The organism is Streptomyces sp. GL_140 (genome assembly GCF_057834465.1).
In genome coordinates this window covers 4,345,676-4,370,999 of record NZ_CM174404.1, presented here as the reverse complement: position 1 = coordinate 4,370,999, position 25,324 = coordinate 4,345,676, and the positions used below count along the sequence as shown (strand labels likewise).

Below are 25,324 nucleotides of genomic sequence, written 5' to 3'. Positions count from 1 at the left end.
AAGACCCGGTAAGCGCCAAAACCCGTCCGCAACACAACCCGCGCATACTCGGACCCATGACCTACGACGCCCTCGTGCTGGCCGGCGGCGCCGCGCGGCGACTCGGCGGGGCCGACAAGCCCGGCCTCCTCGTCGGTGGCCGCCCCCTCCTCGACCGCGTCCTCGACGCCTGCGCCGACGCCCGGACCACCGTCGTCGTCGGCGGCCGCAGGCCGACGGCCCGGCCCGTCGAATGGGCCCGGGAGGATCCCCCCGGCGGCGGCCCCCTCGCCGCCCTGGACGCCGGCCTGCGCCGCACCACGGCCGCACAGGTCCTCGTACTCTCCGCCGACCTGCCGTTCCTGGACCGTGAAACGGTCCGGGCCCTGCTCGACGCGCCCGGCGGCGACGGAGCGATGCTCCGGGATCCCGGTGGCCGCGATCAGCCCCTGGTCGCCGCGTACCGGGTCGAGCCCCTGCGGAGGGAAATCGCCCTGCTGGCCGCCGAGCACGGGACTCTGGCCGGCCTGCCGCTCCGCGCCGTCACCGCCGAACTCGACCTCACCCCCGTCGCCGCGGCCGCGCCGATCGCCTCCTTCGACTGCGACACCTGGGACGATCTCGCCGCTGCCCGCGCCCGCATCAGAGAGCATGGAACCGTGCTGGAGCAATGGATCACCGCCGTCAAGAACGAGCTGGGCATCGACATCGCCGTCGACACCAAGACCCTGCTCGACCTCGCCCGTGACGCCGCCCACGGCGTCGCCCGGCCCGCCGCCCCGCTGACGACCTTCCTCGTCGGCTACGCGGCAGCCCACGCCGAAGCCACCGGCGCCGACCCCGCCCAGGCCGTCGCCGAGGCCTCGCGCAAGGCCGCGGACCTGGCCCTGCGCTGGGCCGCCGAAGCAGCCGAGGCGGCCGGCGCCGAAGCGCCCGGCACCGGCGGCCCCGACACCGAAAAGACCGGCTCCGGATGACCGCCGACGCCAAGGCCAGGGACACCTCCGAGGACACCGCCGCGGCCGACGCCCGCAGCGCCGCCGACCGGGACCTCGACCAGGCGCTGGCCCTGGTCACCCGGGACCCCCGTTCCGCCGCCGCCAGGTGCCACGGGGACGTCTCCTGGCTCCGAGCCCGGGAGGCCGCCACCCGCGCCGGTTCCGGCGTCCGGGGCCGTACCCACCGGGTCCCCCTGGCCGCCGCCCTCGGCGAGGTGCTCGCCGAGCCCCTCGACGCCCTCAGCGACCTGCCCTCCTTCGACACCTCGGCCATGGACGGCTGGGCGGTCGCGGGCCCCGGCCCCTGGACCGTCCGCCCCGGCCGGGACGTGCTGGCCGGCTGCGAGCGTCCGGCGCCCCTCGCGGACGGCGAGGCCGTACGGATCGCCACCGGCGCCCGGATCCCCGCCGACACCACCGCCGTCGTCCGCAGCGAGGACTCCCGCGAGGCCGGCACCCTCCTGCACTCCGACCGACCCGTCTCCACCGGCCAGGACATCCGTCCCCGCGGCCAGGAATGCCGGTCCGGCGACCGCCTGCTGCCCTCCGGATCCCTCGTCACCCCCGCCGTCCTCGGCCTCGCCGCCGCCGCCGGTTACGACGAACTCACCACCCGGACCCGGCCGCGCGTGGAGGTCCTCGTCCTCGGGGACGAGCTCCTCACCGAAGGCCGCCCCCACGACGGCCTCATCCGCGACGCCCTCAGCCCCATGCTCGCCCCCTGGCTGACCCGGCTCGGCGCCGAGGTCGTCGCCACCCGGAGGCTCGGCGACGACCCCGCCGGAGCCGAAGCGCTCCTCAAGGCCATCACCACCTCCCCCGCCGACGTGGTCATCACCACCGGCGGCACCGCCGCCGGCCCCGTCGACCACGTCCACCCCGTACTCGCGCAGGCGGGCGCCGAACTCCTCGTCGACGGGGTCGCCGTGCGCCCCGGGCATCCGATGCTGCTCGCCCGCCTCGGCGACCGCGCCGAGGGCCGCCACATCGTCGGCCTGCCCGGCAACCCCCTCGCCGCCGTCTCCGGGCTGCTCACCCTCGCCGAACCACTGCTCCGGGCCCTGGCCGGGCGCAGGGCCCGCCCCCGGTACACCGCCCCCCTGGAGGGCGACGTACCGGGCCACCCCCAACGCACCCGCCTCGTACCGGTCCTGCTCACCGACGAGCACGCCGTACCGCTGCGCTACAACGGCCCGGCGATGCTGCGCGGGGTCGCCGCCGCGGACGCGCTGGCCGTCGTACCGCCGAACGGCGCACGCACCGGGCAGGAAGTGGAGATCCTCGACCTGCCGTGGGCCTCGGGGGGATGTTTCACGTGAAACTTCACGGCTCCGACGCGATGGCGCGCGGTGCCGACGAGAAGCTCGTCTCGCGCCGCATCAAGCTGCCCCGGCGGGTCGTCGAGAGGCCGCTGCGCCAGGTCACCCGACGGCTGCTGATGGCGCTCTTCGTGATGTGCCTGACGGTCCTGATCGTGTGGATCGACCGCGACGGCTACCACGACAACGCCAACGACAAGGTCGACTTCCTCGACTGCGTCTACTACGCGACCGTCACCCTGTCGACGACCGGCTACGGCGACATCGTCCCGTACAGCGACAGCGCGCGGCTGGTGAACGTCCTGCTCATCACGCCGCTGCGGGTCCTGTTCCTGATCATCCTGGTCGGAACCACCCTGGAGGTCCTCACCACACGGACCCGGGAAGAGTGGCGGCTGAGCCGCTGGAGGAAGAACTTGCGTGACCACACGGTCGTCGTCGGCTTCGGCACGAAGGGCCGCTCGGCCCTCCAGACCCTGCTGGCCACCGGACTCCAGAAGGAGCAGGTCGTCATCGTCGACCCCAGCGCCAAGGTGATCGACATCGCCAACGCGGAGGGGTTCACCGGGGTCGTCGGAGATGCCACGCGCTCCGAAGTCCTGCTGCGCGCCGAGCTGCAGAAGGCCCGTCAGGTCGTCATCGCCACGCAGCGGGACGACACGGCGGTACTGGTCACCCTGACGGCTCGCCAGCTCAACCGCGGCGCGAAGATCGTGGCGGCCGTCCGGGAAGAGGAGAACGCCCCGCTTCTGCGCCAGTCGGGCGCCGACGCGGTCATCACCAGCGCGAGCGCGGCGGGCCGGCTGCTCGGACTGTCGGTGCTGAGCCCGAGCGCGGGCACGGTGATGGAAGACCTGATCCAGCAGGGCAGCGGCCTCGACCTGATCGAGCGGCCGGTCAACCGGTCGGAGGTCGGCAAATCGGTCCGGGACACCCACGACCTGGTCGTCAGCGTCCTGCGCGGCCACCGCCTGCTCCCGTACGACGACCCGCACGCGAGCCCGCTCCAGCTGACGGACCGTCTCATCGCGATCGTCCGCGCGAGCCCGTCGGCATCCCCGCCGGTGGTCCTGGGTCCGGCGGAGTAACTCGCCGGTCCCGGAGGGCCGCACGCCGACGCACGGGCCGGTAGCCTCCGGGCCATGCATGCGATCACCATCGAACAGCCCGGCGGCCCCGAAGCCCTGGTGTGGGCCGAGGTACCCGACCCGGTGGCCGGCGAAGGCGAAGTCCTCGTCGACGTCGCGGCGAGCGCCGTGAACCGCGCCGACGTCCTGCAGCGGCAGGGCTTCTACGATCCTCCGCCGGGCGCCTCGCGCCACCCCGGCCTGGAGTGTTCCGGACGGATCTCCGCCGTCGGCCCCGGGGTGTCCGGCTGGGCGGTCGGCGACGAGGTGTGCGCGCTGCTCTCCGGCGGCGGGTACGCCGAGCGGGTCGCCGTCCCGGCGGGCCAGCTCCTGCCGGTACCGGCGGGCCTGGACCTGATGACGGCGGCCGCGCTGCCCGAGGTGGTCTCCACGGTCTGGTCCAACGTGTTCATGGTGGCCGGTCTGCGCCCCGGCGAGACCCTGCTCGTGCACGGCGGATCGAGCGGCATCGGAACGATGGCCATCCAGCTGGCGAAGGCCGTCGGCGCGCGGGTGGCGGTGACGGCGGGCGGCAAGGAGAAGCTTGACCGCTGCGCGGAGCTGGGCGCGGACGTCCTGATCGACTACCGCGAGCAGGACTTCGTGGCGGAGGTCCGGGCGGCCACGGGCGGGGCCGGGGCGGACGTGATCCTGGACATCATGGGAGCCAAGTACCTCGCCCGGAACGTGGACGCGCTGGCCGTGAACGGCCGCCTCGCCGTGATCGGGCTCCAGGGCGGCGTCAAGGCGGAGCTCAACCTCGGCGCGCTGCTGGCGAAGCGGGCGGCGATCACGGCGACCTCCCTGCGGGCACGGCCGCTGGAGGAGAAGGCGGCCATCATCGCGGCGGTACGGGAGCACGTGTGGCCCCTGATCGCCACGGGCCGCGTCCACCCGGTGGTCCACGGCTCCTTCCCGATGAGGGAAGCCGCCGAGGCACACCGGGTGCTGGAGTCGAGCGCACATGTCGGCAAGCTCCTGCTGACCACCTGAGCGCCGCTCCGTGGCCGCTGCGCGGCCGCCGGGCCTACAGGCTGCGCAGCAGCACCGCCGGGGACTCGACGCAGTCGGCCACGTACCGCAGGAAGCCGCCGGCCGTACCGCCGTCGCAGACCCGGTGGTCGAAGGTCAGGGACAGCTGGACGACCTGGCGGACCGCCAGCTCTCCCTGGTGCACCCACGGCTTGGGGATGATCCGGCCGACGCCGAGCATGGCCGCCTCCGGGTGGTTGATGATCGGCGTCGAGCCGTCCACCCCGAACACGCCGTAGTTGTTCAGCGTGAAGGTGCCGCCGGTGAGGTTCGCCGGGGCCAGCTTGCCCGTGCGGGCCAGCTCCGTCAGCCTGGCGAACTCCGCCGACAGGGACTCGGCGCTGCGCCCCTGCGCGTCCCGGACCACCGGGACCATCAGGCCGCGATCCGTCTGCGCCGCGAAGCCGAGGTGCACGGCGGGCAGCCGGACGATCTCCCTGGCCGCCAGGTCCACCGTGGAGTTGAGCTCCGGGTAGCGCGCCAGCGCTGCCGTGCAGATCCGGGCCAGCAGCGCGAGCACCGAGATCTTGGGGCCTCCGGCGGCGTTCATCGCCGCCCGCGAAGCCATCAGTTCGGTGGCGTCCGCGTCCACCCAGCAGGTGGCGTCCGGGATCTCGCGCCGGCTGCGCGAGAGCTTGTCCGCGACCGCGCCCCGTACGCCCTTGAGCGGGATCCGCGTGGCGCCTTCCGGCGCGACGGACGGGACCGGTGCGACGGCGACGGCGGTCGCGGCCGGCTCCGGCACGCGCAGGGCCGCCTCCACGTCGGAGCGCAGGATCAGCCCCTCGGGGCCGGAGCCCGTCAGCGCGCGCAGGTCCACCCCGTGGTCCCGGGCCAGCTTGCGTACGAGCGGTGAGATGACCGGCACGGGTCCGGCGAAGGCGACCGGTGCGGCGGCCGCCGGTGCCGTCACCGCGGGCACGGTGACCGCCGGGACGCTGACCGCGGCCGGAGTCGCCGGGGCCGTTCCCGGCGCGGCGGAGCCGGGTCGCACCCGCCTCCGTCGCGCCGGACGCGAATGGTCCGTCCCGTAGCCGACCAGCACGTTCCCCGAGCCGGAGTCCGTATCCGGGGCCGAAGCCGAGCCCGAGCCCGCGTCCATGGCCGCCGGCAGATCGGCCATCGCACCCACCGCCACGGTGATCAGCGGTGCGCCGACCGGCAGTTCCGTCCCCTCCTCGCCGAAGCGGGCGGTGACCACACCCCCGTAGGGGCAGGGCACCTCCACCATCGCCTTGGCCGTCTCGACCTCGACGACCGGCTGGTCGATGGCGACGACGTCGCCGACCGCCACCAGCCAGCGGACGATCTCCGCCTCGGTGAGCCCTTCCCCGAGGTCCGGCAGTTTGAACTCCATCACCTGCGGCATCAGTTCTCCCACTGCAAACGGGCCACGGTGTCCAGGATCCGGTCCACACCGGGGAGGTGGTGCTTCTCCAGCATCGGCGGCGGATACGGGATGTCGAAGCCGGTCACCCGCAGCACCGGCGCCTCCAGGTGGTGGAAGCACCGCTCCGTGACGCGGGCGGCGATCTCCGCGCCCGGCCCGCCGAAGCCACCGGACTCGTGGACCACGACCGCGCGCCCCGTCCGGCGTACGGAGGCCACCACGGTCTCCTCGTCGAACGGGACCAGCGAGCGCAGGTCCACGACCTCCAGGTCCCAGCCCTCCTCGCGCGCCGCCTCGGCCGCCTCCAGGCAGACCGGCAGCGAAGGCCCGTAGGTGATCAGCGTCGCGCTCGTGCCGGTCCGCCGGACGAGTGCCTTGCCGATGCCCGGCACATCCGAGGGCGCGTCCGGGGACCACTCCGCCTTCGACCAGTACAGCCGCTTCGGCTCCAGGAAGATCACCGGGTCGTCGCTGGCTATCGAGGCGCGCAGCAGCCCGTAGGCGTCCTCGACCGTCGCCGGGGTCACGACCGTGAGCCCGGGGGTGGCCACGTAGTACGCCTCGGAGGAGTCGCTGTGGTGCTCGACTCCGCCGATCCCGCCGCCGTAGGGCACCCGGATGGTGATCGGGAGCGGCATCGCGCCGCGGGTGCGGTTGCGCATCTTGGCGACATGGGAGATCAGCTGCTCGAAGGCCGGGTAGGCGAACGCGTCGAACTGCATCTCCACGACCGGCCGCAGCCCGTACATGGCCATGCCCACCGCCGCGCCGAGGATTCCGGCCTCCGCGAGCGGGGTGTCCGTACAGCGCTCCTCGCCGAACTCCTTCGCGAGCCCGTCGGTGATGCGGAAGACGCCGCCGAGCGCCCCGACGTCCTCGCCCATGACGTGGACGGTCGGGTCCTCGGCCATCGCGTCGCGCATCGCCCGGTTCAGGGCCTGCGCCATGGTCGCCGGCTTCACCGCCACCGTGGTCATGACCCGTCCTCCTCTTCCGGCTCGGCCGCGTCCAGCTCGGCGCGCAGCATGGCGGCCTGTTCGCGCAGTCGGCCGGTCTGCTCCGCGTAGACGTTTTCGAAAAGGTCCATCGGGTCCAGCACCGGCTCCGCGTTCATCGCGTCCCGCAGCTGTGCCGCCATCGCTTCGGCCGCGTCCTTGGCGGCCTGGATGCCGGCTCCGTCCAGCAGCCCGCGCGCGGTCAGCTCGCGCTCCAGCAGCTGCACCGGGTCGTGGGCCTTCCAGGCCTCGACCTCGGCGTCGCCCCGGTAGCGGGTCGCGTCGTCGGCGTTGGTGTGGGCCTCGATCCGGTACGTGACGGCCTCGATCATGGTGGGTCCGCCACCGGACCGGGCCCGCCGGACCGCCTCGGACAGCACCTCGTGCATGGCGGCGATGTCGTTGCCGTCGACGAGGCGGCCGGGCATCCCGTACCCCACGGCCTTGTGGGCCAGGGTCGGGGCGGCGGTCTGCTTGGCGAGCGGGACGGATATCGCGAAGCCGTTGTTCTGCACGAGGAAGACCACCGGCGCCTGCCAGACGGCGGCGAAGTTCATGGCCTCGTGGAAGTCGCCCTCGCTTGTTCCGCCGTCGCCGACCATGGCGAGGGCGACCACGTCGTCGCCGCGCAGCCGGGCGGCGTGCGCCAGGCCGACCGCGTGCGGCAGCTGGGTGGCGAGGGGGGTGGACAGGGGGGCTATCCGGTGCTCGCGCGGGTCGTACCCGGTGTGCCAGTCGCCCCTCAGGAGGGTCAGCGCCTGTACGGGGTCCAGGCCGCGCGCCACGGCCGCGAGGGTGTCCCGGTAGCTCGGGAAGAGCCAGTCCTGGTCCTCCAGGACGAGGGCCGCGGCGATCTCGCACGCTTCCTGTCCGACGGTGGACGGATACACGGCCAGTCGGCCCTGCCGGGTGAGGGCGGTGGCCTGGGCGTTGTAGCGGCGGCCGCGCACCAGCTCCGCGTAGCACCGGCGCATCAGCTCGGGGTCGAGCCGGTCGGCGGCCGGGGTGCCCAGCACCCGGTACGGCTCGGGGTCCGGGAGCAGCGGGGCGGCATCCGTACGGGGCCTCCAGGCGGGCGGCTGGGTGGAGCGGTGGGACGCACCGGCACCGGGCAGCTCTTGGACCGTCATGGCGGTGTACACCTCCTCGTGGGAAGCGGGCAGAGAGAGCCCCGGGTGTGAGGCCCCTCACCTACCGATTGTTCGGTTGTCTGCGCAATTTGGCTACAGGCGGCTCCAGGCTGTGGACAAAGTGGCGACGACGCCCTGGTATGGGTGCAGGACGTCCAGGAGAGGCAGGCAGCGGGCGATGGCGGATGAACAAATGGCCGGAGCGGGATCCGGGGCGGGCTCCGGACCGGTACCCCCGGTAAGTACCCCCGGGGTCCCGCAGGTCCCGCCCCGCCCCCTGGATCCGATCGACCGTTCGATCGTGCGCCTGCTCCAGGCGGACGGCCGCGCGTCGATACGTTCCGTGGCGGAACAGGTCCACGTCTCCCGGGCCAATGCCTACGCCCGCATCAACCGGCTCATCGACGACGGGGTGATCCGGGGCTTCACCGCCCGCGTCAACCACGAGAGAGCGGGCCAGGGCGCCTCCGCCTACATCACCCTGAAGATCGTCCAGAACTCCTGGCGCACGGTCCGCGAACAGCTCCGCGAGCTTCCGGGCGCCGCCCACATCGCCCTGGTCAGCGGAGATTTCGACGTCCTGCTCCTGGTCCACACCCCCGACAACCGCACCCTGCGCGAGCTGGTCCTGACCCGCCTCCAGTCCATCCCGGAGGTGCTGTCCACCCGAACCCTGCTGGTCTTCGAGGAATCGGACCTCCTGGACCCGGACGCACCCCCCGGCACCCCGGTGATCACGGAGGACTGAACGGGGCCCGGCCGAGCCGGGCCGTGCCGTGCCGTGCTACGCGGGGCTCAGCCCGCCGTGCACCCCTGCGGAGCCGCGGCGCCGACGGCGCGCGACGGCCCGCAGGACCATCCACATCAGCAAGGCGTTGATCAGGGCGCCCGCCACCAGCGCCCCGTAGTAGCCGAACATGATCAGCATCTCGGGCCCCGGCACCACGGAGGTGTCCGGCACCCAGTCGGCGGGCATCGGCGCGCCCTCCGAGGGCAGCGGGACCGGCGGGGGCTCCACGCCCCAGGCGGGCGTCCCGTCGGGGGCGAGGGCCCCGACCGAGGGCGGCTCCGCGGGCGGGGCCGGCGGGACGGGTCCGAAGGCGACCAGCAGCAGGAGGCTGGCCGGTGCGGTGGCCAGCATCGGCCAGATCGCGCCGAACCCGATGTCCCCGGTCCGGCTGACCACCTCGACCCAGAGCTGCAGCCCGAGCACCAGGGCCAGGTAGCCACAGGGCACCCACATCTCAGCCTTCGACCAGCGGCTTTCCATCGTGTTCCCCGTCCCCTGCCGTTCCGTTCGATCTGTGACCAGTATCGAAACGGCCGGAGGGCGCCACCTGAGTACCCCTACTCATCACGGATGCCCCGCGTACTCGGCGTACTCGGTCTCCGCGCCCGCTCAGCGCTGGGTGCGCAGGCCGTCCAGGGCCATGCTGACCACCGCGTCCGCGAGCTGGTCGGAGGTGGTCCCCGGGTGCGGGCGGTACCACTCGACCAGGGAATTGACCATTCCGAAGAGGAGCCGGGTGGCGAGGCGGATGTCCACGTCCCCCCGCAGGTCCCCCTCGGCGGCGGCCGCCTTGAGCAGGTCCGCGACCTGGTGGTCGAACTCGCGGCGGCGCTCCAGTGCCCAGCGCTCGGTACGGGTGTTGCCGCGGACGCGCAGCAGCAGCGTCACGTAGGGGAGTTCGGCGACCAGGACCTCCACCGTGCGCCGCGTGACGTACTCGACCCGCTCGACCGCGCGGCCCCGTACCGCCCCGGACTCGCCCAGGACCGCGAAGAGTTCGTCCAGTGCCCGGCTGACGGCGCGGTGGAGCAGCTCCTCCTTGCCCGCGACGTGGTGGTAGATCGAGGACTTCGAGATGCCCGCGGCCTTGGACAGGTGCTCCATCGAGGTGCCGTCGTAGCCCCGCTCGTTGAAGACCTGGACGGCGACCGAGAGGAGCGTCTCGGGCGTGTAGGTGTCCCGCTTGGCCGTCGTCATTCCGTCTCCCCCTCGTCGTACGCGTCCGTCCCGTCCGTACCCTCGTCCTCGTCCTCGCCCTCGTCGTCGTCGTCTCCCGCCGCGTAGCCCAGCTTGTACAGCGCCAGCGAAGGCGCGTACCGCCCACCCGGGCAGCGCTCGTCGAGGTGGTGCAGCAGGTCGTACGCCCAGTCGCGGCCGAGCCGGTCGTGCCATTCGGCGGGGCCCGCGGGGTAGTTGACCCCGAGCCGCATCGCCGTGTCGATGTCCTCGGCGCCCGCCACCCCGCGCGCGACGGCGTCGGCGGTGAGGTCGATGAGCATCGCGACGGTCCGGGCGACGATCATGCCGGGGACGTCGCCGATGACGGAGACCTCCTTGCCGAGCTTCTGGAAGAGGCCGATGGCTTCGGACAGGGTCCGCTCGCTGGTGTCCTCGCTGGCGGAGAGCGCGATCCGGGTGGCGTCGCGGTAGTCGAAGGCGAGGTCGAAGTAGACGACGTCGGCGAACTCGACCGAGGTCTTTCCGTCGGCGAGCACGAGCTGCCCCTCGCCCGGGAGCTGGATGTACGGGCCCCCGTGCTCGGTGGCGGTGACCGCGATCCCGGCCTCCTCGACGAGGTCGACGAGGGCGGCCGCGGGCCCGAGGTCACCGACGAAGGTGACCTTCGCGGGCGCCTCCTCGGGGCCGGCGGTGTGCGGGGCCGGGGCGGTGGCCTGCGGGCCGTACGGGTACCAGCCGTGGCCCGTCTTGCGGCCGAGGCGGCCCGACTGGACCAGGCGGCGCTGCGCGAGGGAGGGCGTGAACTTGGGGCTGCGGAAGAAGGACTCCCACACGGAGCGGGTGACGGCCTCGTTGACGTCCTGGCCGATCAGGTCGGTCAGCGCGAAGGGGCCCATCTTGAAGCCGCCGCTCTCGCGGAGCACGGCGTCGATGGTGGCCGGGTCGGCGCCCTGCTCCTCGTACACCGCGAAGGCCTCGGCGTAGAAGGGGCGGGCGATCCGGTTGACGATGAAGCCCGGGGTGTCGGCGCAGCGGACCGGGGTCTTGCCCCAGCCGAGGACAGTGCCGTACGCGCGGTCGGCGGCGGCCGGGTCGGTGGCGAATCCGGAGACCACCTCGACCAGCGGGAGCAGCGGGGCCGGGTTGAAGAAGTGCAGGCCGAGGAAGCGGCCGGGGTGCGCGAGGCCGGCGGCGAGCTCGGTGACGGAGAGGGAGGAGCTGTTGGTGGCCAGCAGCGCGTCCGGCGAAACGACCTCTTCGAGGGCCGCGAACAGCGCGCGCTTGACGGCGACGTCCTCGACGACCGCCTCGACCACCAGGGCAGCCTCGGAGAGCCCGGAAAGCCCGGCCGCCGAATCGATTCGGCCGATCGCGTCCTCGGCCTCGGCCCGATCCAGCCTGCCCTTGGCGGCCATCCGCTCGACGCGGTCCTGCACGAAGCCGACCGCGTCCGCGGCGAGGGAGGCGTTGATGTCGTAGATCAGCACGCGGTGACCTGCGAGAAGGGCGACCTGGGCGATGCCCTGTCCCATGGTGCCGGCGCCGACGACCGCCACTGTGCGGGACCGCTCGATTGCTGTCATGACCAGATCCTCCCGCACGGGGTTGTCCACAGGCCTGCCGGGCCCTCTTGTCCCGACCGATCGTTCGGTTACTCTAGCTCCAGTCTGCTCTTCTTCATCCCTTCTTGCCCGACCCGATCGCCTGATCCCGCCCGGCTCAACGAGGAGTTGGTCCCTGATGGCCGCCGAGCTCACCGTCCCCCAGCTGTCCGACAAGCACCGGCCGACCCTGGACCAGGCGCTGGCCACCATCCGCAGCCGCGCCTACTGGTCCCCGCATCCCGAGCACCCCAAGGCGTACGGGGAGACCGCCCCGGCCGACGGCCTCGCCGCCTTCGAGGCGCTGCGCGGCACCCGGTTCGACCTCGGGCAGCCCGGCACCGACGGCTGGACGGGCTCCGAGGTGTCCCCGTACGGCCCGGAGCTCGGCGTGGAGTACCCGCACGTGGACCCGGACGTCCTGCTGCCCGCGATGCGGGCCGGCATGGGCGCCTGGCGGGACGCGGGTCCCGAGGCGCGCGCCCTGGTCTGCATCGAGATCCTGTCCCGGATCTCGGCCCGGACGCACGAGTTCGCGCACGCGGTCATGCACACCAGCGGCCAGGCCTTCATGATGGCCTTCCAGGCCGGCGGCCCGCACGCCCAGGACCGCGGCCTGGAGGCCGTGGCCTACGCGTACGAGGAGCAGACCCGGGTCCCCGGACAGGCCGACTGGTCGAAGCCGCAGGGCAAGAAGGACCCGCTGGAGCTGGGCAAGACCTTCACGGCCGTCCCGCGCGGCATCTCCCTGATGATCGGCTGCAACACCTTCCCCACCTGGAACGGCTACCCGGGGATCTTCGCCTCCCTCGCCACCGGCAACCCGGTCCTGGTCAAGCCGCACCCGCGCGCCGTGCTCCCGCTGGCGCTGACCGTGCAGGTGGCCCGCGAGGTCCTGGCCCGGGCCGGTTTCGACCCGAACCTGGTGGCGCTGGCGGTGGAGCGGCCCGGCGAGGGCATCGCCAAGACCCTCGCCCTGCGCCCCGAGATCAAGGTCATCGACTACACGGGATCCACCGAGTTCGGCGACTGGCTGGAGGCCAACGCCCGCCAGGCGCAGGTCTACACGGAGAAGGCGGGCGTCAACACCGTCGTCCTGGACTCCACCGACGACTACAAGGGCATGCTGTCCAACCTGGCCTTCTCCCTGTCCCTGTACAGCGGCCAGATGTGCACCACCCCGCAGAACCTGCTGATCCCCCGCGAGGGCATCGGCACGGACGCCGGCCACAAGACGTACGACGAGGTCGTCTCCGACCTCGCGGGCGCGGTCGGCGGCCTGCTCGGCGACGACGCCCGGGCCAACGCCCTGCTCGGCGCGCTGGTCAACCCGGACGTCAAGGCCCGCCTGGAGGCTGCCGCCGGGCTCGGCGAGGTCGCGCTGGCCTCGCGCGAGGTGGTCAACCCGGAGTTCCCCACCGCCGTGGTCCGCACGCCGGTGATGGTGAAGCTGGACTCGGCCAAGCAGGACCCGCAGGCCCCGTACCTCTCGGAGTGCTTCGGCCCGGTCTCCTTCGCGGTGGCGGTCGACTCCACGGCTGACGCGCTCGACCTGCTGCGGCGCACGGTCCGCGAGAAGGGCGCGATGACGGTCGGGGCGTACACCACGTCCGCGGACACCGAGCGGGCCATCGAAGAGGTCTGTCTGGAGGAGTCGGCGCAGCTCTCGCTGAACCTCACGGGCGGGGTCTATGTGAACCAGACCTCCGCCTTCTCGGACTTCCACGGTTCGGGCGGCAACCCGGCGGCGAACGCCGCGCTGTGCGACGGGGCGTTCGTGTCCAACCGCTTCCGGGTGGTGGAGGTCCGCCGCCAGGCCTGACGACGGTCGAGGAGCGGGCCCGGCCGTGGCGGCACGGGCCCGCTTGACCCTCGACCTGGTGGAGGTCCCAGAGTCGTCGTTGTGGAGAGCGACATGCACAGCATCGGCGAGATGGGCCAGAGCAGCGGGCTGGGCGTCAGCGCCCTGCGGTTCTACGACCGCGCGGGCGTCCTGGTGCCCGCCTGGGTGGACCCGGTGACCGGGTACCGCTGGTACGCACCCGAGCAGCTGGGCGAGGCCCGGCTGCTGGCCCGGTTGAGGCGGTCGGCCATGCCCCTCGCGGACATCCGGCTTGTGCTGGCGGCCTGGTCCGGCGGGGAAACCGGCCTGGTGCCCAGACTGCTGGACGGGCACCTGCGCCGGCTCGAACAGGGGCTGGCCGACGCGCGCACGGAGCTCTCCGCGGTACGAGCGCTACTCGGACACAGGGAGACCGCCATGACCACCACCGACACCACCACCGCCGCCGCAGCAGCCACCACTCGGCTGACCGTGCCCGGCGCCGAGATCGCGGCCGCGCTGGACGCCGTGCGCTTCGCCGCCGGGACCGATCCCGAGCTGCCCGTCCTCGGCGGGATCCACTTCGACATCGAGGGCGGGGAGCTGCACCTCGTGGCCACGGACCGCTACCGGATGGCCGTCGCCCGCACCTCCACCACCGGCCACGCCGGCGAGCGGATCCGGGTGACCGTGCCCACCCCGCTCGTGGACGCGATGCGCGCCCTGCTCACCGACGGCGCCCCGGCCCACCTCACCGTGGACGGCGACAGGGTCGGGCTGGAGACCCAGGGCCGCCAGGTCGCCGGCCGGAGCCTGGGCGAGGAGTTCCCCGACTACCGCCGCCTCACCCGGCTGCCCGAGGGCCGCCGCATCGCGCTGGACGTACCGGCCCTGCGCCGCGCCCTCGCCGAGCAGGACACCGACGTCTGCGTCCTCGTCCTGACCGACGGGGTGAGCGTCGGGGACGAGGACTCCGCCGGTGACCGCGTGGGGGTCAACCCCGCGTTCCTGCTCGACGCGCTCGCCGCCGGGGACGAACTGCTGATGGAGTACGTGGGCCCCAAGGCCCCGCTCGTCCTCCTGCGCCCCGACACCGAGGACGCCTTCTCGCTCCTGATGCCGGTCGCGCTGGACGCCTGAGCCGACGACCGCGGCCCCGGCTTTACGAGGCCTCGTGCGGATCCCGCTGCGGATCCGGCTGCGGGCCACCCCAGTGGAAGAGGGCCATGGCCACGCTGGTGGCCAGGTTGTAGCTGGAGACCTGCGGCCGCATCGGCAGGGACACCAGGTGGTCGGCGCGGGCGCGCAGCTCCGGTGAGATCCCGTGGCGTTCGGAGCCGAAGGCGAGCAGGGCGTCGTCCGGGAGGGTGAGGGCACGGATGTCCTCGCCCTCCGGGTCGAGCGCGTACAGCGGGCCGGGCGGCAGGGAGTCGAGGTCCACCTGGTCGACGGTGGTGGCGTAGTGCAGCCCCGCCCCGGCCCGGACCACGTTGGGGTGCCAGGGGTCGAGGTCGCCGCGGGTGACGACGCCGGTGGCGCCGAATCCGGCGGCCAGGCGGACGACGGCGCCCACGTTGCCGAGGTTGCGGGGGTTGTCCAGCACGACCACGGGGGCCGTCCTGGGCATCGCGTCGAGCCGCGCCCGCCCTTCGCCCCGGTCGGGCCGGACCGCGAGGGCCGCCACCCCGGTGGGATGGACCCGGCCCAGCAGCCCCTTGAGCGGAGCCCGGAGCACCAGCCTGGCCACCTCGTCCTCCACGTCCGGAGCCAGCTCGTGCGCGAGGCCCCGTACCGCCTCGGGATCGTCCGCGACGACGATCCGCACGTCCGCCCCGAAGCGCAGTGCGTGCTTCAGCGCGTGGAACCCGTCGAGGAGCACGAGGTCCTCCCGCGCCGCGGCCTCCCGCCACTGCCGTTCGGTGCCTTCGGACGTCCCGTGCTGCTCACTCATGCCACCGAGCCTACGGTCCGCTGCCCGGCCTCCGGTTCCGCCTCGTTCCCGGGGCCCGTCCCCGGTTCCGGACCCGGGTCCGGAACCGGAACCGGCAGGGCGCGGGCCGGCCACCGTGCGCCGACCCGTGCCGTGACCCGCGCGCCGAGCCAGACCAGGAACGCCGTCGGCAGGAACACCGCGTCGGCGGCGATCATCGCCAGGGAGAAGAACGGCAGCCCCAGCAGCACCGCGATCCCCGCATGCTCCAGCATCATCAGCGCCAGCAGCACGTTCTTGATCCGCCGGTTGAACAGCGTGAACGGGAAGGCGACCTGGACCACGACCGTGCCGTAGGTCAGCAGCATCACCAGCGTGCCGCTGCTCGCCAGGAAGCCCGACAGCTCGGGCCACGGGGTGAAGTAGTCCAGGCTCAGCGGGTAGTAGAGCGCCGTGCCGTCCTGCCAGCGCGAGCCCTGGATCTTGTACCAGCCCGCCGTGGCGTAGATCAGGCAGACCTCCGTCGTGATCACCAGCATCCCCGCGTTGTGCAGCAGGTTCGCCAGGACGTCCAGGACCGCCCGGCCCTCGCCCTGCGGCTCGTAGCGGTCGACCATCCACCACAGCGCCGCGACCACCCACAGCGCCGCGAAGGCCGTCAGCCAGCCTGTGCCGAACCGGCCGGTCACGCCCCCGTACGCGAACCCGACGCCGAGCACCGACCACAGCAGCGGCCCCGCCCGCCCGGCCGACGCGGTGCCGAGGCGGCGGGCGCGGGCGGCGTCGAGCGACCAGACCTGCGCGCAGCGGGTCAGCACGAGGTAGATCGCCATCAGGTGGATGACGTTGTCCCCGCCGTCGCCCATGAAGACGCTGCGGTTCTGCAGCGAGAGCACCCCGATCATGAACACCACGGACGTCGCCCGCGTCCGCCAGCCCAGCATCAGCAGCGCGCTCGACAGCACGGACACGGCGTAGACGATCTCGAACCAGAGCGTCGAGTCCGACCACATCAGCACGGTGAAGGCGTGGTTCGAGGCGATCAGCCGCTCCGCCAGCCCCCAGCTCCAGGGCCCGTCCGGCCCGTACAGCTCCTGGCGGTTCGGGAACTCGCGCAGCAGGAAGAACAGCCAGGTGGCGGAGAAGCCGATGCGGACCACGGCGCTCTGGTACGGGCCCAGCGCCTGTCCGCTGACCTTGGCCACCGCCCGGCCGGCGGCGGCGCGGACGCCTTCGACGCCGCGGGCGCCCTCGTCGCCGCGGGGACCACTCGCGCCGCGGACCGCGCCGCTCACACCGTCCACCACGGCAGCTCCCGGTAGTACGTCTGGGTGTCGGTCTTCTCCTCGGACCACTTCGGTGCGGCCACCGTCGTCGTCGCCCCCCGCAGCTGGATCCGAACGATCCGGCCCTCGGCCATGTGCGCGGCCTTGCCCATCGACGTGTCCGCGTCCGTCCTGACCTTGAGCCGGTCCAGTGCGATCCGCCGCAGGTACTGCTCCGCGAGCTCGCCGCGATCGCCGTTCGACTTGTTGTCCTCATCGTGGGAGGCCGTGAAGAAGTCCCAGGCTCGCCGGAGCTCGTTCTGCTTGGTGTGGCTCGGCAGCAGGCTGTGCCGGATGGCCTCGCCGTCCTCGCCGGACAGCCCGCGCCAGTTGCCGGTCACCAGCTGACCGTCGCTGTTGCGGACCTCCACGCGCACCTCGACCGCGATGTTCTGCTGGAGGGGGTTGGGTGCGAAGAGCTTCCAGTTCTGTTCGAACTCGGGATAGATCCAGCCGTCGACCATCGCGGCGTTCTGCTTGCTCAGCGTGTTGGACGGGGCCACGTGCAGGAACACCAGCGCCAGGTGCCAGCAGGCGCCGATCGCCACGACGGCCAGGGCCAGGGCCGTGACGACCCGGTACGGGGCGGACAGACCTGCGATTCCGGGCGCCCTCGGCGGGATCCGAGCGTCGTCCGCCGGGTGCTGGGCGTCGTCCGCCGGGTGCTGAACGTCACCTCCGGGGGGTGGAGCCTCCCCCGCCGGGGGTTCGTGCTCGTTCGAATCCATCCCGCCCCGATCATCCGGCGTCCACAGGGTTGACCACAGAGGTTGACACCCTACGGGCCGTCGTCCCACCATTGAAGAGCATGAACCGAACGATCGGTCGGTCGGTCGGGACGAGGCGGAAAAGACTCTGGCAGGGGGCCGTGATGGTCGCAGTGACCCCGGAAGCGGGGCAGGAAGCGGGTATCGGTGTGACGGACGACCTCGGCACGCAGCTCGCGGCGGCCTTCGACGCGGCCGTCGCGGCCGACGAGCGCGTGGAACCGCGCGACTGGATGCCCGACGAATACCGCGCCTCCCTGGTCCGCCAGATGGCCCAGCACGCCCACTCCGAGATCATCGGCATGCAGCCCGAGGCGAACTGGATCACCCGCGCGCCCTCACTGCGCCGCAAGGCGATCCTGATGGCGAAGGTCCAGGACGAGGCCGGCCACGGCCTGTACCTGTACAGCGCCGCCGAAACCCTCGGCACCAGCCGCGACGAGCTGCTCGACAAGCTCCACGCCGGCAAGCAGAAGTACTCCTCGATCTTCAACTACCCCACGCTGACCTGGGCCGACGTCGGCGCGATCGGCTGGCTCGTGGACGGCGCGGCGATCACCAACCAGGTCCCGATCTGCCGCTGCTCCTACGGACCGTACGCGCGGGCCATGGTCCGGATCTGCAAGGAGGAGTCCTTCCACCAGCGGCAGGGCTTCGAACTGCTCATGGCCCTCTCCAAGGGCACCGAGGCCCAGCACGCGATGGCGCAGGACGCCGTCGACCGCTGGTGGTGGCCCTCGCTGATGATGTTCGGCCCGCCGGACGGGGAATCGGCGCACTCGGCGCAGTCGATGGCCTGGCGGATCAAGCGCCACTCCAACGACGAACTGCGCCAGCGCTTCGTGGACATAGCCGTCCCGCAGGCCGAGTCGCTGGGCCTGACCCTGCCCGACCCGGACCTGACGTGGAACGAGGAGCGCGGGCACCACGACTTCGGCGCCATCGACTGGGCCGAGTTCTGGGACGTGCTCAAGGGCAACGGCCCGTGCAACGAGGAGCGGATCGGGCAGCGCCGCACGGCGCACGAGGAAGGCGCCTGGGTGCGCGACGCGGCCGCGGCGTACGCGCAGAAGCATTCAGTGGCAATCGGATCCACCGCAAGCACCGGAAGCGAGGCTCGGGTATGACGCAGAACTGGCCCCTGTGGGAGGTGTTCGTCCGCTCGCGGCGCGGCCTCTCGCACACGCACGCGGGCAGCCTGCACGCCCCCGACGCGGAGATGGCCCTGCGCAACGCCCGCGATCTCTACACCCGGCGCGGCGAGGGCATCTCGATCTGGGTGGTGCCCTCCACGGAGATCACCGCCTCCTCCCCGGACGAGCGGGACCCGTTCTTCGCCCCCTCCGCCGACAAGCCCTACCGCCACCCGACCTTCTACGAGATCCCCGAGGGGGTGAACCACCTGTGACCGGCACCGATGTGACCAGCACCGATGTGGTCCGATTCGCCACCCTCTGCCTCGGCGACGACGCGCTGATCCTCTCCCACCGCCTCGGCGAGTGGGCGGGCCACGCACCGGTCCTGGAGGAGGAGGTCGCGCTCGCCAACATCGCCCTCGACCTCCTGGGCCAGGCCCGCGTCCTGTTGTCGATGGCCGGGGACGAGGACGAGCTGGCGTACCTGCGCGAGGAGCGGTCCTTCCGCAACCTCCAGCTGGTGGAGCAGCCCAACGGCGACTTCGCCCACACCATCGCGCGCCAGCTCTACTTCTCGCTCTACCAGCACGAGCTCTACGGGGAACTGTCGCGCGGGGACGGACCGTTCGGGCCGCTCGCCGCCAAGGCGGTCAAGGAGACGGCCTACCACCGCGACCACGCCGAGCAGTGGACGCTGCGGCTCGGCGACGGCACCGAGGAGAGCCGGGCCCGCATGCGGGCCGGGCTGGACGGGCTGTGGAAGTACACCGGCGAGATGTTCCAGCCCGTCCCCGGACTGGACGGGACCGACGGGACCGAGACCATCGACTGGGCCGCCCTGGAAGGACGTTGGCTGGCCGCGCTGGGCGACGTACTGGAGCGGGCCGGTCTGAAGATGCCCGAGGGGCCCCGCAGCGGGGCCTGGGCCGCCGGAGCGGGGCGTCAGGGACTGCACACCGAGTCGTTCGGACGGCTGCTCGCCGAAATGCAGCACCTGCACCGCAGCCACCCGGGGGCATCGTGGTGACCGCCGCCGGGGCCGCCACCGGCACCCGGATCGGGCAGACCCGGCTGGAGGTGGAGCTGGCCGAGCTGGCCGGCTCCGTCCCCGACCCCGAACTGCCCGTGCTCACCCTCTCCGAGCTCGGCGTGATGCGCGGGGTCCGGATGCGGGAGGACGGCCACGTCGAGGTCACCCTGACCCCCACCTACACCGGCTGCCCGGCCATCGAGGCCATGTCCGCGGACATCGAGCGGGTGCTGATCGACCACGGGATACCGGGCGTCACGGTGCGGACGGTGCTGGCGCCCGCCTGGTCCACCGACGACATCAGCGCCGAAGGCCGCCGCAAACTGGCCGAGTTCGGCATCGCCCCGCCGCGGCCGCACGCCGCGGGAGGACCGGTTCCGCTCACCCTGTCGGTCCGCTGCCCCAACTGCGGATCGACCGACACCGAACTGCTCAGCCGGTTCTCCTCCACCGCGTGCAAGGCGCTGCGCCGCTGCATCGCCTGCCGCGAACCGTTCGACCACTTCAAGGAGCTGTAGATGGCCGTGTCCCCGCCGTCGCCCACGCCGGGGTCCGCGAGCACGGCGCGCCCCGCGCGCCACGGCGCGTTCCACACCTTGACGGTGGCGGCGGTCGACCGGCTCACCGAGGACTCCGTGGCCCTGACCCTGGCCGTGCCGCCCGAGCTGCGCGCCGAGTACCGGCACGCCCCCGGCCAGCACCTCACCCTGCGCCGCAGCCCCCTCGGCGGCTCCGACCGTCCGGAGGTCCGCCGGACGTACTCGATCTGCTCCCCCGCCCCGGCGGCCGACGGGCCGGGCCCCTCGGCGCTGCGAGTCGGGGTGCGCCTGGTGGAGGGCGGGGAGTTCTCCTCCTTCGCGCACAAGGAAATCGCCGCGGGGGACGTCCTGGACGTGATGGTCCCGGCCGGCCGGTTCGTCCTGGATCCGGCCGCGGCGCCGGCCGCCGCGCACTATGCGGCGGTCGTCGGCGGCAGCGGGATCACCCCGGTCCTGTCGATCGCCGCCACCCTGCTCGAGGCCCGGCCCGACGCCCGGTTCTGCCTGGTGCGCAGCGACCGCAGCGCCGCCTCGACGATGTTCCTGGACGAGGTGGCCGACCTCAAGGACCGTTATCCCGACCGGTTCCAGCTGGTCACCGTGCTCTCCCGCGAGGAGCAGGAGGCCGGGCTGCCCTCCGGACGGCTCGGCGAGGAGCGGCTGACGGCCCTGCTGCCCGCCCTGCTCCCGGTCGCGGAGGTGACGGGCTGGTTCCTGTGCGGACCCTACGGGCTGGTGACCGGCGCCGAGCAGGCGCTGGCCGCGCTCGGTGTGGAGCGGACCCGGGTCCACGAGGAGGTCTTCCACGTCGAGGACACCGCCCCGCCCGCGCCCGTCGCCTCGGCCGCCGCCACCCACGGCCGGGTCACGGCCCGGCTCGACGGCCGCTCGGGCACCTGGCCGGTCCGGGAGGGCGAATCCCTGCTCGACGCGGTGCTGCGGGCCCGTGCGGACGCCCCGTACGCCTGCAAGGGCGGGGTCTGCGGCACCTGCCGGGCGTTCCTGGTGACCGGCGAGGTGCGGATGGACCGCAATTTCGCGCTGGAGGAGACGGAGACGGAGGCCGGGTTCGTGCTGGCCTGCCAGTCGCACCCGGTGTCGGAGGAAGTGGAGATCGACTTCGACCGCTGAGCGGCCGTCCGGCGGCCCCCTCACCGATTTCGGGCCCCGCTCTTTCGGGCCCCTCCCATTTCAGGGACATGCCTGTCCAATTTCAGGAACGTGTTCTATCTTGACGCACCGTCAGACAGAGCACGTTCCGGGCACGCGGGAGGACAGGCAGTGGACTTCACCTTCACCGAGGAACAGCAGGCCGCCGTCGAGGCGGCCAAGGCCGTATTCGCGGACGTCGCCCCCGACAGCGTGCCCAGCCCCGCGCTCACCCCGCGGGCCGTCGCCGAGGAGTTCGACCGCCCCCTGTGGGCCAAGCTCGCGGCCTCGGACCTGCTGGGCCTGGTCCTCGCCGAGGAGCACGGCGGCGCCGGACTCGACGCCATCGCCCTGTGCCTGGTGCTGCGCGAGGCCGCGAAGGTACTGGCCCGGGTGCCGCTCCTGGAGCACTGCGCCACCGCCATGGCCGTCCAGGCCCACGGCAGCCCCGAACTGGCCGCCGCCCTGCTGCCCGGCGCCGGGGACGGCACGCTGGTCCTCACCGCGGCCGCGCACGGCCGCAGCGGCCACGACCCGGCCGAACTGGCCGTCACCGCACGCCGCGAGGGCGACACGTGGACCCTGGAAGGCCTCCAGACGGCCGTCCCGTGGGCGCACAGCGCCGACTGGATCGCCGTACCGGCCCATACCGGGGAAGGCGGGGCCGTCCTCGCCCTCGTCCCCCGCGGCGCCGAGGGCCTGACCCTCGCGGAGCAGTACTCCACCAGCGGGGAGCGGCTCGCCGAGGCCACCCTCGACGGCGTACGGGTGCCGGCCACGCACCTCGTCGACGCGCCCGGAGCCTGGGACCACCTGCGGCAGCTGCTCGCCACCGGGACCTGTGCCCTCGCGCTCGGCCTCGGCGAGGGCGTCCTCAGCATGACCAGCCAGTACACCAGCAAGCGGGAGCAGTTCGGCTTCCCGGTGGCAACCTTCCAGGCCGTCGCCGTCCAGGCCGCCGACCGCTACATCGACCTGCGCGCCATGGAGGTCACCCTCTGGCAGGCCGCCTGGCGGCTCGATGCCTCCACGGGCGGAGCGGGCGGCCCGCTGCCGAGCGCCGGAGATGTCGCAGTGGCCAAGATCTGGGCCTCCGAGGGCGTACGACGTGTCGTGCAGACCGCGCAGCACCTGCACGGCGGCTTCGGCGCCGACACCGACTACCCGCTGCACCGCTACCACGCCTGGGCCAAGCAGCTGGAGCTCCAGCTGGGCCCGGCCGCGGCCCACGAGGAGGCGCTGGGCGACCTGCTGGCCGCCCACCCCCTCGCCTGACCGTCCCGCCTGATCCGCCCGTCAGACGACGAAGCCCGGGGCGCCCGCGTCGGTGACGACCGGGCGGCCCGCGGCCTCCCAGTCCTGCATGCCGCCGTCCACGTTCACGGCGTCGATGTCCTGGCCCCGCAGGTACTGGGCGACCTGGGCGGAGCGCCCGCCGACCCGGCACATCACGTAGACCGGGCGGTCGTCCTCGATCTTCTCGGTCAGCTCACCGATGCGCGCCACGAACTCGCTCATCGGGATGTGCAGCGCACCCTCGGCGTGACCGGCCGCCCACTCGTCGTTCTCGCGGACGTCGAGGACAAAGGCTTCGGAGGGCAGTGCGGAAGCGGCCACCGAAGGAAGCGGTCCGGAGTTCATAACTGTCGCCTTCTCTCGTCACGGATAGGTGAACCAACCTATCCGACGGGCTCGCCGCGGCTCATGGAGCGATCAGGGCCGCCAGCTCCGCCTCGCGCTTCGCGACATCGCCGAGCAGCTGCTCGGCGATCTCCTCCAGCAGCCGGTCCGGGTCCTCGGGGGCCATCCGGAGCATCGACCCGATCGCGCCCTCCTCCAGCTCCTTGGCGACCAGCGACAGGAGCTCCTTGCGCCGCGAAAGCCACTCGAGGCGCTCGTACAGCTCCTCGCTCTCGCTCAGCCGCGCCGCGGCCGGCGCCGGACCGGCCGCCCACTCCTGCGCGAGCTCGCGCAGCAGCTGCTCCTCGCCGCGTCCGTAGGCCGCGTTCACCCGCACGATGAACTCTTCGCGCCGGGCCCGCTCGGCCTCGTCCCGGGCCAGGTCCGGATGCGCCTTGCGGACCAGCTCGCGGTAGAGGCGGCGCACCTCCTCCGACGGGCGGACCCGCTCCGGAGGCCGCACCGCGCGGTCGGTGAGCATCGCGGACGCGTCGTCGGACATTCCGTCGGAGTCCAGCCAGTCGTGGAACAGCTCGTCCACCCCGGGCATCGGCATCACCAGCGAGCGGGCGTCGCGCGCACGGCGCAGGTCCTCCGCGTCCCCGGTGCTCGCCGCCTTCGCCTCGGCGATCAGCGCGTCCAGCTCGTCGAGGCGCGAGTACATCGGGCCGAGCTTCTGGTGGTGCAGGCGGGAGAAGTTCTCCACCTCCACCCGGAAGGTCTCCACGGCGATCTCGAACTCGATCAGCGCCTGCTCGGCAGCCCGCACGGCACGCTCCAGGCGCGCCTCGGGACGCTCGTCGGCGGTGGGGCCGGGCTGGGGCTCGGACGCTTCGGGAACTGTCTGCTCGCTCACCCGGCCAGCCTAAGGCCCGGCCGCCCGGGTGTTTCACGTGAACCTTGACGGCGGCGGCCCGGTTTCCCGACCCGCATGTTTCACGTGAAACATCGCCCTGAGGGGTCAGACCCCCATCTCTGCCGCGATCCGCCCGGACCGCACCGCCGCCACCAGGACCTCGTGATCGGCCTCGCTCCGGTCGGCGTAGGCCACGGCGAAGGTGGCCATCGCCTCGTCCAGCTCGTCGTTCTTCCCGCAGTACCCGGCCAGCAGCCGAGGATCGGCGCTGTGCGCGTGGGCCCGCGCCAGCAGGGCCCCGGTCATCCGCCCGTAGTCGTCGATCTGGTCGACGGCCAGGGCCGCCGGGTCCACGCTGCCCTTGCGGTTGCGGAACTGACGGACCTGGAAGGGCCGCCCCTGCACCGTCGTCCAGCCCAGCAGGATGTCCGAGACCACCTGCATCTGCTTCTGGCCGGCCACCACCCGCCGGCCCTCGTGCTCCTCCGGAGGCGAGACGAAGCCGAGGCCGGGCAGGTGCGGCAGCAGCGCCGAGGGCCGGGCCTCCTTCACCTGGAGGACCAGCGCGTCTCCGCGGTGGTCCAGGAGCAGCACCACGTAGGAGCGGGTACCGACGCTGCCGGTCCCCACCACCCGGAAGGCCACGTCGTGGATCGTGTACCGGGCCAGCAGCGGCTGACGGTCCCCCTGCAGCGTCTCCAGGTACGGGCCCAGCGAGGCCGCCACGGCCGCCGCCTCCCCGTCCCCGACCCTGCGCAGCACCGGCAGGGCGTCCACGAAGGCCCGGCCACCGTCGGGGGTGGCCTCGGTGGACTTCGCGGCGAACCGGGCGGAGGTGTTGTTGCGGGCCTTCTCCGAGACCCGCTCCAGCGTGCCCAGCAGGTCCCGGGCGTCGGTGTGCGAGACCAGTTCCTCGTCCGCGATGGCGTTCCACGCGTCCAGGGACGGCAGTTTCGCCAGCAGCCGCATGGTGCGGCGGTAGGCGCCCACCGAGTCCAGCGCGGCCGCCCGGCAGGTGTCCTCGTCCGCCCCGGCCACCCGGCCGGCCAGCACCAGCGAGGTGGCGAGCCGCTTGAGGTCCCACTCCCACGGGCCGAAGACGGTCTCGTCGAAGTCGTTGAGGTCGATGACGAGGCGGCCGCGCACGTCCCCGTACAGGCCGAAGTTGGCCGCGTGGGCGTCTCCGCAGATCTGCGCGCCGATCCCGGTGACCGGGCTGCCGGAGAGGTCGTGCGCCATCAGTCCGGCCGACCCGCGCAGGAAGGCGAAGGGGTTGGCGGCCATCCGCCCGACCCTTATCGGGGTGAGCTCGGCGACCCGGCCGACATTGGACTCCTCCACCGCCCGCACCGCGTCGGGTCGGTCCGCCGGAGCCTCGAAGTGCGCGTGCGCGGAGCGCGGCACGTGCGTGCGCAGCGCCTTGCCGGCCCCCCTGGGGGAACCGGCCGTCCGCCCCGCGGTGAACCGCGGCGCGAAGCCCCGGACCTCGGGGATCCGGTCCTTCGACTCCGGTTCCACCACACGCTGTTCCGGTACCGTCGTCATGCTGC

25 protein-coding genes are annotated in these 25,324 nt (G+C 72.9%); 13 read left to right on the top strand and 12 right to left on the bottom strand.

What is annotated here, in order from left to right; genetic code table 11:
- Positions 1-56: 56 nt before the first annotated feature.
- From AC3IYJ_RS20395 to AC3IYJ_RS20380, 4 genes are read left to right on the top strand one after another with little or no spacing between them, the layout of a single operon-like run.
- On the top strand, positions 57-956 hold the full coding sequence (locus tag AC3IYJ_RS20395) for an NTP transferase domain-containing protein (RefSeq protein WP_489396214.1): 900 nt from the start codon (positions 57-59) through the stop codon (positions 954-956).
- On the top strand, positions 953-2,296 hold the full coding sequence (locus AC3IYJ_RS20390) for a molybdopterin molybdotransferase MoeA (RefSeq protein WP_489396213.1): 1,344 nt from the start codon (positions 953-955) through the stop codon (positions 2,294-2,296). Before AC3IYJ_RS20395 ends, AC3IYJ_RS20390 begins: the two co-directional genes overlap by 4 nt.
- Complete coding sequence (locus AC3IYJ_RS20385; RefSeq protein WP_489396212.1) at positions 2,284-3,384, top strand: potassium channel family protein; 1,101 nt, start codon at positions 2,284-2,286, stop codon at positions 3,382-3,384. The genes AC3IYJ_RS20390 and AC3IYJ_RS20385 overlap by 13 nt, the downstream gene beginning before the upstream one ends.
- Before the next feature lie 54 nt (positions 3,385-3,438).
- Positions 3,439-4,416 (top strand): NAD(P)H-quinone oxidoreductase, encoded by a 978-nt coding sequence (locus AC3IYJ_RS20380; protein ID WP_489396211.1) that lies wholly within the window; start codon positions 3,439-3,441, stop codon positions 4,414-4,416.
- Positions 4,417-4,450: 34 nt separating this feature from the next.
- On the opposite strand, the gene AC3IYJ_RS20375 is transcribed toward AC3IYJ_RS20380, so the two are convergent.
- From AC3IYJ_RS20375 to pdhA, 3 genes are read right to left on the bottom strand one after another with little or no spacing between them, the layout of a single operon-like run.
- Positions 4,451-5,824: a dihydrolipoamide acetyltransferase family protein gene (locus AC3IYJ_RS20375; protein ID WP_489396210.1), complete on the bottom strand. Its 1,374-nt coding sequence runs from the start codon at positions 5,822-5,824 to the stop codon at positions 4,451-4,453.
- Positions 5,824-6,822 carry an alpha-ketoacid dehydrogenase subunit beta gene (locus tag AC3IYJ_RS20370; protein ID WP_489396209.1) on the bottom strand — a complete coding sequence of 333 codons (999 nt, stop codon included), beginning with the start codon at positions 6,820-6,822 and terminating at the stop codon, positions 5,824-5,826. Before AC3IYJ_RS20370 ends, AC3IYJ_RS20375 begins: the two co-directional genes overlap by 1 nt.
- Positions 6,819-7,970: a pyruvate dehydrogenase (acetyl-transferring) E1 component subunit alpha gene (gene pdhA / locus AC3IYJ_RS20365; RefSeq protein WP_489396208.1), complete on the bottom strand. Its 1,152-nt coding sequence runs from the start codon at positions 7,968-7,970 to the stop codon at positions 6,819-6,821. Before pdhA ends, AC3IYJ_RS20370 begins: the two co-directional genes overlap by 4 nt.
- Positions 7,971-8,148: 178 nt before the next feature.
- On the opposite strand from pdhA, the gene AC3IYJ_RS20360 reads away from it, so the two are divergent.
- The gene (locus tag AC3IYJ_RS20360; RefSeq protein WP_489396207.1) at positions 8,149-8,718 is read left to right on the top strand and encodes an Lrp/AsnC family transcriptional regulator; all 570 of its coding nucleotides are present in this window, start codon (positions 8,149-8,151) and stop codon (positions 8,716-8,718) included.
- A 36-nt stretch (positions 8,719-8,754) separates the two neighbouring features.
- Here the strand turns inward: AC3IYJ_RS20360 and AC3IYJ_RS20355 are convergent, their stop codons facing one another.
- The 3 genes from AC3IYJ_RS20355 to AC3IYJ_RS20345 all read right to left on the bottom strand — a co-directional run bounded on the left by AC3IYJ_RS20355 (position 8,755) and on the right by AC3IYJ_RS20345 (position 11,522).
- Positions 8,755-9,240: an SCO4225 family membrane protein gene (locus tag AC3IYJ_RS20355; protein ID WP_489396206.1), complete on the bottom strand. Its 486-nt coding sequence runs from the start codon at positions 9,238-9,240 to the stop codon at positions 8,755-8,757.
- A gap of 129 nt (positions 9,241-9,369) precedes the next feature.
- Positions 9,370-9,957, bottom strand: a complete 588-nt coding sequence (locus tag AC3IYJ_RS20350) for a TetR/AcrR family transcriptional regulator (RefSeq protein WP_489396205.1) — start codon at positions 9,955-9,957, stop codon at positions 9,370-9,372.
- Positions 9,954-11,522, bottom strand: a complete 1,569-nt coding sequence (locus AC3IYJ_RS20345; protein WP_489396204.1) for a 3-hydroxyacyl-CoA dehydrogenase — start codon at positions 11,520-11,522, stop codon at positions 9,954-9,956. The genes AC3IYJ_RS20350 and AC3IYJ_RS20345 overlap by 4 nt, the downstream gene beginning before the upstream one ends.
- A gap of 157 nt (positions 11,523-11,679) precedes the next feature.
- Between AC3IYJ_RS20345 and paaN the strand changes: the two genes are divergently transcribed.
- Positions 11,680-13,362, top strand: coding sequence for a phenylacetic acid degradation protein PaaN (gene paaN / locus AC3IYJ_RS20340; protein WP_489396203.1), 1,683 nt, complete (start codon positions 11,680-11,682; stop codon positions 13,360-13,362).
- A gap of 93 nt (positions 13,363-13,455) precedes the next feature.
- Positions 13,456-14,502, top strand: coding sequence for a DNA polymerase III subunit beta family protein (locus AC3IYJ_RS20335; RefSeq protein WP_489396202.1), 1,047 nt, complete (start codon positions 13,456-13,458; stop codon positions 14,500-14,502).
- A gap of 22 nt (positions 14,503-14,524) precedes the next feature.
- Here AC3IYJ_RS20335 and AC3IYJ_RS20330 read toward each other — a convergent pair whose 3' ends face one another.
- The 3 genes from AC3IYJ_RS20330 to AC3IYJ_RS20320 are packed head-to-tail and all read right to left on the bottom strand — an operon-like array spanning position 14,525 to position 17,345.
- Complete coding sequence (locus AC3IYJ_RS20330; RefSeq protein ID WP_489396201.1) at positions 14,525-15,313, bottom strand: TrmH family RNA methyltransferase; 789 nt, start codon at positions 15,311-15,313, stop codon at positions 14,525-14,527.
- Entirely contained in the window at positions 15,310-16,647 is a 1,338-nt protein-coding gene (locus tag AC3IYJ_RS20325; protein ID WP_489396200.1) for an HTTM domain-containing protein, read from the bottom strand. The genes AC3IYJ_RS20330 and AC3IYJ_RS20325 overlap by 4 nt, the downstream gene beginning before the upstream one ends.
- Complete coding sequence (locus AC3IYJ_RS20320; RefSeq protein ID WP_489396199.1) at positions 16,584-17,345, bottom strand: DUF5819 family protein; 762 nt, start codon at positions 17,343-17,345, stop codon at positions 16,584-16,586. The genes AC3IYJ_RS20325 and AC3IYJ_RS20320 overlap by 64 nt, the downstream gene beginning before the upstream one ends.
- Positions 17,346-17,488: 143 nt before the next feature.
- On the opposite strand from AC3IYJ_RS20320, the gene paaA reads away from it, so the two are divergent.
- The 6 genes from paaA to AC3IYJ_RS20290 all read left to right on the top strand — a co-directional run bounded on the left by paaA (position 17,489) and on the right by AC3IYJ_RS20290 (position 22,513).
- A complete protein-coding gene (gene paaA / locus AC3IYJ_RS20315; protein WP_489396198.1) occupies positions 17,489-18,511 on the top strand; it encodes a 1,2-phenylacetyl-CoA epoxidase subunit PaaA in 1,023 nt (340 codons plus the stop codon).
- On the top strand, positions 18,508-18,792 hold the full coding sequence (paaB, locus tag AC3IYJ_RS20310) for a 1,2-phenylacetyl-CoA epoxidase subunit PaaB (RefSeq protein WP_030153111.1): 285 nt from the start codon (positions 18,508-18,510) through the stop codon (positions 18,790-18,792). The genes paaA and paaB overlap by 4 nt, the downstream gene beginning before the upstream one ends.
- A complete protein-coding gene (paaC, locus tag AC3IYJ_RS20305) occupies positions 18,789-19,547 on the top strand; it encodes a 1,2-phenylacetyl-CoA epoxidase subunit PaaC (RefSeq protein ID WP_489396197.1) in 759 nt (252 codons plus the stop codon). Before paaB ends, paaC begins: the two co-directional genes overlap by 4 nt.
- A 29-nt stretch (positions 19,548-19,576) precedes the next feature.
- Complete coding sequence (gene paaD / locus AC3IYJ_RS20300; RefSeq protein WP_489402871.1) at positions 19,577-20,068, top strand: 1,2-phenylacetyl-CoA epoxidase subunit PaaD; 492 nt, start codon at positions 19,577-19,579, stop codon at positions 20,066-20,068.
- Entirely contained in the window at positions 20,069-21,220 is a 1,152-nt protein-coding gene (locus AC3IYJ_RS20295; RefSeq protein WP_489396196.1) for a 2Fe-2S iron-sulfur cluster-binding protein, read from the top strand.
- A gap of 150 nt (positions 21,221-21,370) precedes the next feature.
- The gene (locus AC3IYJ_RS20290; RefSeq protein ID WP_489396195.1) at positions 21,371-22,513 is read left to right on the top strand and encodes an acyl-CoA dehydrogenase family protein; all 1,143 of its coding nucleotides are present in this window, start codon (positions 21,371-21,373) and stop codon (positions 22,511-22,513) included.
- Between the two features lie 21 nt (positions 22,514-22,534).
- On the opposite strand, the gene AC3IYJ_RS20285 is transcribed toward AC3IYJ_RS20290, so the two are convergent.
- The 3 genes from AC3IYJ_RS20285 to AC3IYJ_RS20275 all read right to left on the bottom strand — a co-directional run bounded on the left by AC3IYJ_RS20285 (position 22,535) and on the right by AC3IYJ_RS20275 (position 25,319).
- Positions 22,535-22,879, bottom strand: a complete 345-nt coding sequence (locus AC3IYJ_RS20285) for a rhodanese-like domain-containing protein (protein ID WP_356652752.1) — start codon at positions 22,877-22,879, stop codon at positions 22,535-22,537.
- 61 nt (positions 22,880-22,940) lie between these two features.
- Positions 22,941-23,774, bottom strand: a complete 834-nt coding sequence (locus AC3IYJ_RS20280) for a J domain-containing protein (RefSeq protein ID WP_489396194.1) — start codon at positions 23,772-23,774, stop codon at positions 22,941-22,943.
- Positions 23,775-23,879: 105 nt separating this feature from the next.
- On the bottom strand, positions 23,880-25,319 hold the full coding sequence (locus AC3IYJ_RS20275; RefSeq protein ID WP_489396193.1) for a DUF2252 domain-containing protein: 1,440 nt from the start codon (positions 25,317-25,319) through the stop codon (positions 23,880-23,882).
- Between the last annotated feature and the right edge of the window lie 5 nt (positions 25,320-25,324).